Origin of the sequence: Comamonas sp. A23 (genome assembly GCF_004522605.1) — a bacterium.
GTDB lineage: Bacteria > Pseudomonadota > Gammaproteobacteria > Burkholderiales > Burkholderiaceae_C > Comamonas > Comamonas thiooxydans.
Genome location: NZ_RSDT01000004.1, coordinates 266,726 through 278,956, shown reverse-complemented (window position 1 = coordinate 278,956; position 12,231 = coordinate 266,726). Strand labels below are relative to the sequence as shown.

10 protein-coding genes are annotated in these 12,231 nt (G+C 67.5%); 1 reads left to right on the top strand and 9 read right to left on the bottom strand.

Annotation, left to right across the window (positions count from 1 at the left end; all coding sequences use genetic code 11):
• Window positions 1-10: 10 nt before the first annotated feature.
• From EIC84_RS12580 to EIC84_RS12540, 9 genes are all read right to left on the bottom strand, one after another.
• Complete coding sequence (locus EIC84_RS12580; protein WP_003070864.1) at window positions 11-514, bottom strand: aromatic-ring-hydroxylating dioxygenase subunit beta; 504 nt, start codon at window positions 512-514, stop codon at window positions 11-13.
• 10 nt (window positions 515-524) lie between these two features.
• The gene (locus EIC84_RS12575; protein ID WP_134737314.1) at window positions 525-2,987 is read right to left on the bottom strand and encodes a penicillin acylase family protein; all 2,463 of its coding nucleotides are present in this window, start codon (window positions 2,985-2,987) and stop codon (window positions 525-527) included.
• Window positions 2,984-4,327 carry an aromatic ring-hydroxylating dioxygenase subunit alpha gene (locus EIC84_RS12570; protein ID WP_003065339.1) on the bottom strand — a complete coding sequence of 448 codons (1,344 nt, stop codon included), beginning with the start codon at window positions 4,325-4,327 and terminating at the stop codon, window positions 2,984-2,986. Before EIC84_RS12570 ends, EIC84_RS12575 begins: the two co-directional genes overlap by 4 nt.
• A gap of 10 nt (window positions 4,328-4,337) precedes the next feature.
• Window positions 4,338-5,309, bottom strand: a complete 972-nt coding sequence (locus EIC84_RS12565) for a tripartite tricarboxylate transporter substrate binding protein (protein WP_003065336.1) — start codon at window positions 5,307-5,309, stop codon at window positions 4,338-4,340.
• A gap of 53 nt (window positions 5,310-5,362) precedes the next feature.
• Complete coding sequence (locus EIC84_RS12560) at window positions 5,363-6,352, bottom strand: PDR/VanB family oxidoreductase (protein WP_003065333.1); 990 nt, start codon at window positions 6,350-6,352, stop codon at window positions 5,363-5,365.
• A 12-nt stretch (window positions 6,353-6,364) separates the two neighbouring features.
• On the bottom strand, window positions 6,365-7,861 hold the full coding sequence (locus EIC84_RS12555) for an indolepyruvate oxidoreductase subunit beta family protein (RefSeq protein WP_003065329.1): 1,497 nt from the start codon (window positions 7,859-7,861) through the stop codon (window positions 6,365-6,367).
• 12 nt (window positions 7,862-7,873) lie between these two features.
• The gene (locus EIC84_RS12550) at window positions 7,874-10,039 is read right to left on the bottom strand and encodes an indolepyruvate ferredoxin oxidoreductase subunit alpha (RefSeq protein WP_003065327.1); all 2,166 of its coding nucleotides are present in this window, start codon (window positions 10,037-10,039) and stop codon (window positions 7,874-7,876) included.
• A gap of 545 nt (window positions 10,040-10,584) precedes the next feature.
• Complete coding sequence (locus EIC84_RS12545) at window positions 10,585-10,806, bottom strand: hypothetical protein (RefSeq protein WP_131361319.1); 222 nt, start codon at window positions 10,804-10,806, stop codon at window positions 10,585-10,587.
• A 231-nt stretch (window positions 10,807-11,037) separates the two neighbouring features.
• Window positions 11,038-11,655: a glutathione S-transferase family protein gene (locus EIC84_RS12540; RefSeq protein ID WP_003065321.1), complete on the bottom strand. Its 618-nt coding sequence runs from the start codon at window positions 11,653-11,655 to the stop codon at window positions 11,038-11,040.
• A gap of 156 nt (window positions 11,656-11,811) precedes the next feature.
• Here EIC84_RS12540 and EIC84_RS12535 point away from each other — a divergent pair, with 156 nt between their 5' ends.
• Entirely contained in the window at window positions 11,812-12,219 is a 408-nt protein-coding gene (locus EIC84_RS12535) for a YkgJ family cysteine cluster protein (protein WP_003065319.1), read from the top strand.
• Window positions 12,220-12,231 lie beyond the last annotated feature (12 nt).

Genomic DNA, 12,231 nt, shown 5'->3' with positions numbered 1-12,231 from the left:
GCAAGGGGCCTCACATGAAGAGTTGCATGTTGCCGAAAGCGGCATCGCAGTTCACCAGGTCCACGCGCTTGAGCCGCATACGCAGCGCGCCGTTGGCCTGCCACACCAGCTCGTGGCTGGCCCAGCCGGCGTACAGCGTCTGCTCGTCCTGGCGCGTCTCGATGTAGTGGAAGGCCGTGCGGCAGGTATAGGTGCCGGCCGCATCGTCGCGCGCCGTCACGCGTGGCATCTGCAGCAGGTGGTGGCAGCGGCTCGCGGGCTGCTGCGAGAAGGTGCGCGTGCCCCGCAGGCGCTCGATGCGCACCTGCAGCAGCAAGCGGTCTTCGTACAGCAGCGAGGCATGGAGCAGAGGGTCGGTCTGGCCGTGGGCCAGCGGCATCCAGTAGCGGCCATCCTCGGTGAACAGGGCCAGCCAGTCGCCCCAGCGCTGCTCGTCGAGCAGGGCCGCTTCGTCGAGCACGAAGTCGATGAGCTGCTGGTCAGTGACGCTCGGTGCAGGGGAAGCTTGGGTCATAGAAGACTCCTCAGTAGCGCAGCGTGCGCGTGCTGTCCAGGTCGGCATCGACCTCGGCCAGGGTCAGTCGCTCGGGCTTGCAGCCAAAGTCGCGGAACAGCGCCAGCTGATCGCCATAGTGCCGGTCGCGGCGTCCGTCCGGGCCGACGAAGCCGCTCTGGCCCGGCGCGGCGACCGAGCACATCTGTACGGCGCCGGGGCGCAACACCACGCGATAGTTCAGCGTGCCGCGGTTCAGGTACAAAGGCAGCTCCGGCTGCTCGTCGGCACCCGCCCAGGGCACGCCGATGGCGTTGCTGCTGGCGAAACGGTGCCGCACCACAGGCGTGGTCCAGCGGGCCATGTCGGGCCCGAGGCGCTGAGTCAGCCCGTTAACCGCATCGTCCAGCGCCGCCCGGACCAGGGCCTGCGGCTCCTGGCCGTTCAGGAAGTCAAAGCGCTGCGGCACGCCGACGGCGGGGCCGCTCAAGGCGTTCCAGATCAGCTTAGCGGCAGCGGCCGGCTGCACGCTGCCGGGCGAGCCGCGCGCCGTCAGGTTGGGGTAGCCCAGGCCGGTGTAGCCGGCGAGCACCGTGGACGGCAGGTCGTCCGCCAGCAGCCGCTGCACCATGGCGTCCAGCCAGGCCCGCAGCACCGTGGTGGCGTTGTTATCGTAGACCTCGCCGGCGGCACGGTTGCGGAAGTCCCAGCGCGACAGCAGGTCGGCTGCGCGGCGCGCCGGCGCATCGGCCGGCAGGCCGGCCGCCGCGTGCGCGATCAGCGGCACGAAATAGCGTGCATTGAGGTCGGCCAGCGCGCCGTTCTCGGCCACCTTCCAGATATCCTCGGCCGACAGCGGGCCCGCGTCGCGCAGCTGGGCATGGAGCTCGGCCACGCGGTCCACGTGCGAGAAGTTGGCGCCGTCGGCACGCAGGCCTTCGGCGATCTGGTTGTTCCAGCTCGCCAGGTAGCCCTGCGCCGGGTTGTAACTGCGCGGGTTGGCGCTGAACGGCAGCAGGCCCTGCCACTCCATGCTGCCGTCGCCGCGCGCCGGGAAGCGGATGTCCTGCCCCGCGGGCCGCTGCGGCAGGCTGCCCAGGCCGACGGCGCCGATGTTGCCGGCCACGTCGGCATAGAACCAGGTGATGGAGGCGCTGACGCGGGCACCCTGCGCCAGGAACTGCGGCCAGTCGCGCGCCCGCGCGGCCTGCGCCCAGCCCAGCAGGGTCTCGACCTCGCGCCCCTGCCAGCTGCTGCGCAGCGTGTAGGCGCGGCCGTTGGCCAGGTCCCAGCTCTGCACGAAGCCATGCACGGTGGCATAGATGTCAATGCGACGCGGCGCCTCGCCCTTGACGCGGATTTCGTCGGTGCGCAGCGCCATGGGCCGGTAGGCACCCTGGTAGCGGTACTCGTATCGGTTGGCGGGATTCAGCGCTTCCTGGTAGAGATCGTTGGTGTCGAGCGAGCCCACCGTGGAGCCCCAGGCGATGCGGCCGTTAGTGCCGAAGAGCACCGCCGGCAGGCCCACGGGCGTGGCGCCCGTCAGGTCGTAGCCGGCGCCATGCAGGCCGATGCCATGCACGAAGGACGGGTTGTTGAAGCCCTGCTGCGGGCCGTTGTAGAGCACCGCCGCGCCCTCGCGGGTGCGCTGCGGCGCCAGCACCATGGCGTTGCTGGCGGTCGGCATCTGCTGCGCCGCCTCCAGGCCCAGGCGGACGGCCTGCGCCGCCTGGAAATCGGCGGCTGCCTGGGCCGAGACGGGTGCCAGCCGGCCGGCACCGGACCCCCGCCGGGCCACCGACGCGCGCCCGGTGCCGGGCGGCACGATGGTCGGCGCGGTGGGGTCCTCCAGCCAGCGCATCTGCTCGTAGAGCGCCTGGCCGGCGGCATCGCCGCGCGCGGCCTGCAGCTGCTGCAGCAGGGTCAGGTTGCCCAGCTCGACCGTGCCGGCGAAGAAGCGGTTCAGGATGAGGCCTATCCAGACCAGGGCGACGTCGTCGGCCGTCCAGTCCACGGGCAGGAAACCGTTGTCGATGAACTGCCGCGGCAGCAGCTTGCCCCGGTCGGCCAGCACGTCGCGGATGCGGGCGTTGACGCCGGCCGCATAGCCCTCGAACATGGCGCGGTCGTCCGCGCCCAGCGCATCGAGCTGGCGCCGGATGCTGGCCGGGTCGATGTTCGAGCGCGTGGCGGTGTCGGTGGCCACGTAGCTCGGCCCCAGCACCTCTGCCACGCTGCCGTTGCCCGAGCGCTTGGCCATCTCGAGCTGGTAGAGCCGGTCCTCGGCGACCGCGTAACCGAAGCCGTGGAAGAGGCCGTAGGTGTCCTTGGCGTAGACATGCGGCACCCCATGGCTGTCGCGCTTGATCACGACCGTGCGGTCCGATACGCTCGGCGCGGAGCCCACGCAGCCGGCCAGCAGCGCGACGCACAGGCCCAAGCCTGCGGCGCCCCGCAGCCGGTGCGGCGCCAGGCCGTTGCGCTGGCGGCTCATGCCGCCGCTCCTTCGCGCATGCCGGCCGTCATGAAGCGCACCCAGGCGCGCATCTGGCTGCGCATCTGCCATTCGTTGGTGCCGTTGGTCACGGCCCCTGCTTGCGCGTCTTCCTGCGCCTTTTCGGCCGGGTCGAACAGCCGGCCCACATTCACCCACTGCGAGCCGCGCGAGGCCAGGCCCTGCTGGGCGCGTTCGTACATCTCCAGGTCGTCGTGGCCGACGACCGAGGTGGGCGCGTTGACCAGGCGGTTGTACATCAGCGTGCGCTCCAGCAGCAGATCTGGCGCACCCACTAGTCGGAAGGTCCAGCTCTCCACCAGCGTGCGGTCGGCCGCCAGCGGGCGGAAGATGCGCAGCGTCTGGATCGGACCCTTGACCATAATGTTGGGGAAGTACACGGTGTTGTGACGCACATCGCCGAGGATGGCCTCCGCGCGCTCCTCGCCGTAGGTAGCGACCATGCTCTCCCAGTAGCCGGGCGCAGGCGAATAGGCGGCGTGGATGGAGTCGCTGACGCCGGTGTGGCCGTGGCCGTTGGGCCAGACACGGATGCCCATGTTCTCGAAGAACTCGTAGGGGTTCACGAAGGGCGCGAACAGCTCCACCGCCATGGGCTTGGGCGTGCCCTCCGGCGCGTTCTCCCAGACCTTAACGGCCGTGCCGGCCGAGGACTCGTGCGCGACCATGGGGTGGCAAGTGTCGGTCTGGTTGTCGACCAGCATCTTCCAGTTGCAGCGGTGCATGTAGCGCATCACGCCGCCGGCCACCTCGAGCCGGCCCTCGGGGGAGCGGTCGACCATGTTGTCCAGCGTCGAGAGCGAGGGACCGAAGAATTCTTCGAAGCCCATGCCCTCTGGGTTCAGCCGGCAGAAGACGAAGTCGCGGTACACCTGCACCGCGCTCACGGCGGCCAGGCCCTTGCTGGCCTCGCAGCTTTCCAGGCCGGTGTTCTCGTAGCCCTTCTTCAGCGGGATGGACAGCAGCTTGCCGTCGGTGCGGTAGGTCCAGGCATGGTAGGGGCAGCGGAAAAACTTGCCGGTGCTGCCGCAGCCGTCGGGCGCGACCTTGACCCCCTTGTGCGCGCAGCGGTTGTACAGCACCTTGATGCTCTGGTCGGTGTGGCGCACCATCACCACCGGCTGGTCGCCCACGGTGGTCGCGAAGTAGTCGCCGGGCTGAGGCACCTGGCTGGCGTGGCCCACGTAGACCCAGGTGTTGGCGAACAGTTGCTCCATCTCCAGTGCAAAGACCTCGGGATGGATGTAGCAGTCCTTGTGCACCTCGGTGTCGCGTACCAGGGCGCGGATGGCTGCCGGGTTGTCGCGGTATTCGGACATGGCGCCTCCTTCAGTCCAGCTTGATGTTGGCTTCGCGCACTACGCGGCCCCAGCGTTCACGCTCCTGGGCTGCGAAGCGCGCCAGCTCCTGCGGCGTGCCGGGCAACGGCTCGATACCCAGGGTCTGCATGCGGGCGCGGATGTCGGCGGAGCTCAACGCGTCCACCAGGTGCTTGTTCAGCGTCTTCACCGTCGCGGCGCTGACGCCGGCAGGCGCCACCAGCGCCTGCCAGGCCGAGGCCTCGAAGCCGGACAGTCCCTGCTCGGACAGTGTGGGGATGTCGGGCATGCTGGCCAGACGCTGGGCGCTGGCCACGCCGATGGCGCGCACCTTGCCCGAGGTGATGAATGCGCCGCCGCTGGAGGTATCGACGAACATGAACGGCAGCTGCCCGCCGACCACGTCGGCAATGGCCGGCGCCGCGCCGCGGTAGGGCACGTGCGTCAGCGTCAGGCCGGTCTGCTGGCGAAACAGCTCGGTCGCCAGGTGGTGCGGGCTGCCGGTGCCGGGGCTACCGTAGCTCATGCCCGCAGGATCGCTGCGCACCCAGGCCATGAAGTCCTTGAGATTCCTGGGCTTGGCATTCGGCTGCACGACCAGCACCAGCGGAAAGCGGGCGATGGTGCCCACCGACGCGAAGTCCTTTTCCGCGCTGTAGGTCAGCTTGCTGTAGAGGAAGGGGTTGGCCGCGATCACGGCCGAGTCCGCGGTGAACACCATATGCTCCGCGTCGCGCGCCTTGGCCACGTAGTCGCCCGCGATGTTCGAGCCGGCGCCGGGCTTGTTGATGATGATGATGCTGCGACCCATGGACCTGCCCATGGCTTCGGCCAGCATGCGCGCCACGGTGTCGGAGCCGCCGCCGGGGGCGTAGCCGACCACCCATTCGATGGGTTTGCCATCGGCCAGAGCCAGCGAGGGCGCCGCTGCCAGCGGCAGCAGGGAGAGCACTTGGCGGCGGGACAGAGTGGTGGATTTCATCGCAGGCTCCTGGAATCGGATCGGTGGGAGAGGCAAAGAGGCAAAGCGCAGGCTCAGAGATCGAGCACCAGCCGTGCACTGCGGGCGCGCGAGACGCAGATCTGCATCACCTTGCCGCCGGCACGCTCGGCGGCGCTGAGCACAGCATCGCGGTGGTCGATCTCGCCTTCGATCACCTCGGCGGCACAGACGCCGCATTCGCCGCGCTTGCAGTCGAACAGCGGATCGCAGCCGTGCTCGATCAGGCAGTCGAGGATCGACTGGCCGGCCGGCACGGTGAGCTGCCGGCCGCTTTGTGCCAGCACCAGATCGATGGGCTGGTCGCCCACGGCCGCCACCGGCGTGGTGAACAGCTCGAAATGCACCCGCTCGCGCGGCCAGCCGCGCGCATCGGTGGCCGCCAGCACTGCGTCGAGCATTGCGCGCGGGCCGCACACATAAAGCTGGTCCTCGCCGGCGCAGCCATCGAGCAAGGTGGCCACATCCAGCGCCGCGCCCTGGTCTTCATCGGCATGCACGGCCAGCGATTCGCCAAGCAGGGCCTGAAGCTCTGGCAGAAAGGCCATCAGCGCACGGCTGCGGCCCGCGTAGAGCATGCGCACCGGCAGGCCAGCGGCGCGGCGTGCCGCCGCCATGCTGGCCAATGGCGTGATGCCGATGCCCCCGGCCACCAGCACCGCGCAGCCCACGTGCGCGCCCAGCGGAAAATCATTCTTCGGCGGCTCGATCGCGATGCACTGACCCGGCTGCAGCCCATGCATCCAGCGCGAGCCACCACGGCCCTCGTCCTCGCGGCGCACCGCGATGGTGTAGTGCGGCTGCGGCAGGCCGGTATCGGCGCCGGCATCGGTGTTCACCAGCGAGTAGTGGCGCCAGTCCTGCACCTCACCCTGAGCCTCCCCCTGCAGCCCCACCTGCACACGCACATGGGCGCCTGCGGCAAAGCCCGGCAGCAGGCCGCCATCCGCCGCGCGCAACGTGAAACGGCGGATCAGCGGATTCAGTTGGTCGGCGGCGACGACTTCGACAGCAATCGTTTCCATGGAGGTTCTCCTTCAGACCAGGGCATGGCGCGCGAGCGCGGCCCGCAATGCCTTGCCGTGTTCATCGGCCAGCGCGGCCTCGCGCAGCTCGCGCAGCGTGGCCGGGGCCAGGCGCCGGCCCGCTGCGCGCACCGCGTCCATCAGGTGCAGGTAGTTGGCCAGGCCGCGCGCATGGGTGTCGCTGTAGCCCTTGACGAGGCGCTGGCACTGCGCCACCTCCACCGCCAGCGCGGGGTTGTGCTGCGCGGCCGCTTCGATGTGCGCCAGCCACTGCTCGATGCGCGTGTTCTCGATCTCGTAGCGCAGCGTGCGCCGCCGCATGCCGCGCAGCCGCGACAGGCCCCACAGCAACAGGTAGCCGCGCAGCGAGCTGGTGACGACCACACGGCCCTCGCGCGTGAAGCGCGCCAGCAGGCGGTGCACGGCATGCGGGCGCTGCAGCCAGCGGCCCAGGCTGGCCGGCAGGGTCTCGCAGATCTCCTCGATGCGCGGGTGCATGAATTCATTGATCGCCAGTTGCTGGCCCTGCTGCACCCCCACCTCGGACTGCACGCGCGCAAAGCGCTGGGCGCGCGTCTTGAGGTCGGCCACGCGGATGGTGTCCTCGTAGCTCATCCACAGCGCGAGATGCCGCGCCGTCTCGCGCAGCAGCAGGCCGGAGCCTTCGGCCAGCGCCTGCACCCGCTCCAGACGGTCAAGGTAGAGCGCGGCATAGTCCGGGTCCTGGTAGTCGAGCATGCGGCGCACGCCCTCGATGATCACTGGCCGCGCGTCGGCCGCAAAGCCCTGCTCCACGCGCTGCAGCAGCGCCGCCACCTGGGGATCGCGCGGCGTGGCCACGGCGGCTGCGGCTATTGCCGTTGCAGGCGATGCACTGTCCGCCTGCTGCGCCTGATCGCATGCGCCGCCAAAGGCCCTGAGGCTGGCCTTGACGCCCACGCCACCGCGCTCGATCGTGGCCTCGAACTGCGCGCGGTTGAAGGGCAGGACGCCCGTGCCCGCCAGCGCGCCGAACAGCACGGCGCTCACCACGCTGCCGCTGGCCTGCGCGGCCGCGGCCATGTCGAAGCGCACGAAGCGCCTGGCGGCTCGCCCGGCATGGGCCAGCAACTGGGCGTCGTCCACGCGGCCGTCGCCCATGGCCGTCTTCTCGGCGATGGCATAGACGCGGTGCGTGGAAGAGATCAGCGTGGTACGGTCCGGCGTGACCAGGCCGCGCTGCACCGCGCGGCCGGCCTCCATCAGCTCGGACGCCAGCACCACGTCTACGTCGCCCGGCAGCGGCATCAGCGCCAGCACCGGCTGCGCCCCGTCGCGGCGCGCCTGCTCCGCCGGGTACAGCTCGACGTAGTAGATGGTGGCGCCGGTGCGCTGCGCCACCCCGGGCACCGAAGTGGTCTGGGCGATGTAGTCGTTGTGCTCCGCGAGATCGACGATCCAGTCGGCCAGCACGCCGCCGCCCTCGCCGCCCATGGCGAGGATCGCAATCTTGATGGGTTGGGTTTTCATGGCAGTGTCAGTTCAAAAGGCATGGCGGTCGAGGCGGCGCTGGTCGCGGCCCTGCAGCCAGCCGATCACGGCGCCGCGCAGGCGCTGGCGCAGGCGGTCCCAGCGCGTGGGGTTGCTCACGATCTGCGCGCGGTAGAACGAGGGGCAGAGCACCGCCGCGTGCGACACCTCGCCGCACAGGCCGCAGCCCACGCAACTGTCGATGACGGTCGCCACCGGGTCGGTGCGCAGCGGATCGGGGTTGGGCTTGATAGACAGCGACGGGCAGCCGGAGAGGCGGATGCACGAATGGTCGCCCGTGCAGGTGTCGGAATCGACGCCGAAGCGCTCGCGCACCACGCGCTCGCCGCGCGCTGCCGCGGCCCGCTGCTGCGGCTTGATGCGGCGCTGCTTGTTGAGCATGCATTCGCTTTGCGCCACCAGCACCTTGGGGCCCTGCTCCTTGGTGGTCAGCGCCTCGCGCAGCGTGCCGACCATGGTCTTCAAGTCATAGGTGCGGCGCACGGTCTTCACCCAGTTCACGCCCACGCCGCGCGCCGCCTTCTCGATCGCATGGTTGGTGCTGCGCGTGGGGTTTTGTGCCGCCGACGAGAGGATGTCCTGCCCGCCGGTGGCCGAGGTGTAGCTGTTATCGACGACGATGGTCAGGTTGTCGCTCTTGTTGAACACCGCGTTGGCGATGCCGCTGGTCAGGCCGTTGTGCCAGAAGCCGCCATCGCCCATGACCGAGATCACGCGCTTGCCACCTTCCTTCGGCTGCGGGGGATTGAAGGCCGCCGCCCCTGCGGCGCCCAGGCCGTACCCCATCGTGGTGTTGCCCAGGTTGAAGGGCGGCAGGATGGAGAACAGGTGGCAGCCAATGTCGGCGCTTACATGGTGCTCGCCCAGCTCGCGCTCGACCAGCTTCATGGCGGTGAAGATCGGCCGCTCGGGGCAGCCGGTGCAGAAGCCCGGCGGGCGCGCCTGCACGCTGGCCTCAATCGGGCGCTCCGGCTCCGGCGGAGCAGGCTGCAGCGGAATGATCTTGCGCGGCGCGGGCTGCGGCTGCAGCCGGCCATGTGCTTCGAGGAAGGCGCGCAGCCCCTTGAACACGGCGGCCGTGGTGTACTCGCCCGCGGCGGGCAGCACGTCCTTGCCATGCAGTTGGGTGGCCGAGCCGGCCTGGCGCAGGATGGTCGCCACGTTCTGCTCGACGAAGTTGGGCTGGCCCTCCTCCACCACCAGCAGGGCGCGCTTGCCCTCGCAAAAGCGCAGCAGCTCGCCATCCACCAGCGGATAGGCCACGTTCATCACATACAGCGGAATCTGCGTGTTGCCGTAGGCATCGGCCAAATCAAGTTGCTGCAGCGCGCGGATCAGGGTGTTGTAGCTGCCGCCCTGGCAGGCGATGCCGATGTCGTCCGAGCCTTCAGCGAAGAACTCATTGAGCCCACGCTCCTCGATGAAGCGCACCGCCGCCGGCCAGCGCTGCTTCAGCTTTTCCTGCTCGTGCAGGAAGCTCGCCGGCGGCAGCACGATGCGGTCCACGTCGCGCTGCGGCCGGGCCATGGCCTGCTCGATGGTGTAGGCAGGCCGGCGGTTGTCGCTGGCGGTGAACTGGCCGTGCACATGGCAGGCGCGGATGCGCAACTGCAGCATCACCGGCGTGTTGCTGGCCTCGGACAGCTCGAAGCCGTCCTTCACAGCCTGCACAATGCCCGGCAGGTTGGGGCGCGGGTCGAGCAGCCAGATCTGCGACTTCATCGCGAAGGCGTGGCTGCGCTCCTGCATGATGGACGAGCCCTCGCCATAGTCCTCGCCGACGATCACCAGCGCGCCGCCCTTGACGCCGCCCGAGGCCAGGTTGGCCAGTGCATCGGACGCCACGTTGGTGCCCACCGTGGCCTTGAAGGTCACGGCACCGCGCAACGGGTAGTTGACCGACGCGGCCAGCGTGGCGGCGGCCGTGGCCTCGCTGGCGCTGTTCTCGAAGCGGATGCCGTGCTCGGCCAGGATGTCCTGCGCATCGGCCAGCACGTCCATCAGGTGCGAGATGGGCGCGCCCTGGTAGCCCGCGACGTAGTTCACGCCCGACTCCAGCAGAGCCTTGGTCACTGCCAGGATGCCCTCGCCGTGGAATACCTCGCCCGCGCCCAGGCGCAGCTTCTTGACCTCTTCGACAAACGAGCGTTCTGCCATCGCAAGATCCTTCACAGGGCCCGCGTGGGAACGGGCATTTATGATTTTGGATGAATATGGCACGTATTACTTTAAAAATAAATATATCCAAAATCATTGTTTTCCCTAGCCTCAAAGGGGATGACAAATACCGTGTCACGGATCAAAAGCAGTGTGAAAACGCCTAGCGCACGCAATGGCCCATGCATGTGCGCCAAGGGGAGAGTGGTTCTGGAGACCCCGGGACGGTCCAGGATCAGGCACACGCCTGCCACTGTGGCCAAAGCCAAGAGCACCGAGGCCATGGATCTGATAGCGGCTAGCGGCTACCAGGAGATCGCTTCAGGCTGATTTGCGTTGAAATTCGAGCAATTTCAGCATCACACCCGATGTTCACAAGATGGGATTTGCCAGCTCTGGGCCGTGCTGCTGCAGCGGAACTACGCTGGTTCCGGGAATCCAAATCCGCCTTTGCCTTCAGCATTGCATAAAGTTGCCCAGATACACGGAAGCCACTCTGAACTCAATGTCTAGTTGCACCTTATTTGCCGATCACCCCAGGCCATTCATGATGGTGTTGCACAGCGAATTGCGCAGATCCGGTGAGCTGTTGAACTGCTCGTTGCAGACCGCTTGACCAGCATCTGCTCTTCCAACAACTGGCCCTTAAGCACACCACCGACATACAGAAGTTGCTCACCGTCGGTCAATTCGACCTCGAACACGCCATTCACCTTTTCGATGATTTCTGCCGAATAGGCTTTTTTCCTTTTCCGGCACCGTTCCACTACCCATGGCCTGGACCCTGTAAGTGCCAGCCTGGCTCAGACCCATGATTTCCTCGCCCACTTTTTTGAGCGAGTGATCGCGCTATCGCGTACCGCGAAGAGAGCCTATGGCCCTCTCCCATTGGGACGCAATCAGGCCTGCCATAGCCCTCATCACAAGCGCTATGGCAATTCACCGATACGCTGGCAGGCGTATTTCTTATCCCTTCACGTCAGACATTTGAAATACTGTCAGCCCAGCCTCTTCACCGAAGCCCTGGCCTTCACGCGCTCGAAATGGGCCGCCACGCGCGGGAATTCGGCAATGTCCACGCCGTCGCCCTTGAGCCAGCCGGCCACGGTGTAGAGATAGCCGTCGGCTACGGTGAACTGCTCGCCCATCACCCAGGTCTTGTCGCCCAGATAGTGCTGTTCGATCACGGCAAAGCATTCGCGCATGTTCTGCGGCACCTTGGCGCGCATGGCGGCCTGGGCGGCCTCGTCGTCGGCCCAGCGCGAAGCGCGCGGACGGTGGGCGTGGGCGATGTGCGCGGTCGATGCCAGATAGGCATTGAACTCCTGCATCTGCGCCAACGCGAAGGGATCATGAAGCGGCGCCAGCCTTGCCTGCGGATGGGTCTGCGCCACATACAGCAGCAGCGCGGGAGTCTCGGTCAGCACGCCGTGTTCCGTGGCCAGCGCGGGCACTCTTCCCTTGGGGTTGATGCTCAGGTATTCGGGGCTGCGCTGCTCGTTGTCGGCAAAGCTCAGCGTCTTGAGCGTGAACTGGGCATCGGCCTCATAAAGCGCAATCAGTACTGCCTGCGCGCAGGTGCCAGCTGCGTAGTAAAGCGTGGTTTGGCTTGCCAAAATCGTTCTCCCGTGGATGGTGATGTGCCTATGCAGTGTAGGCTGCTACGCAGCCGGCTCAATCCCATGAACCGGGTCTGCTCATAGCAATGGCGCAAGGCAGACATCGACATCTCATGGCAGCATCGCGCTTCTCCCAGAAGTGCCCCACCCGAAATGAAATCCTCCATCCGCATTGTTGACGTCGACCGCCTGGAAACCTGGAGCAAGTACAAGGCCGGCATGTGCGACAGCTGCGCAGCCAATTGCTGCACCATGCCGCTGGAGGTACGCCTGCCGGATCTGGTGCGCCTGGAGCTGGTGGACCCGTTCGAGGTCGAAAACATCGAGCCCAAGCTGATCGCCAAGCGGCTGCTGAAGATGCGCCTGATCGACCACTTCAACCCCAAGCACGAGATCTTCACCATGGCCCGCCGGGCAGGCGGAGACTGCAATTTTCTGGACAAGAACACGCGCCGTTGCACGGTCTATGAAAAACGCCCGGAGACCTGCAGATTGCATCCCAAGAAGGGGCCCAAACCGGGGTTCTGCGCCTACGGCAACAAGGCGCTTTCGCAGATCTGAAAGCTTCTGGGC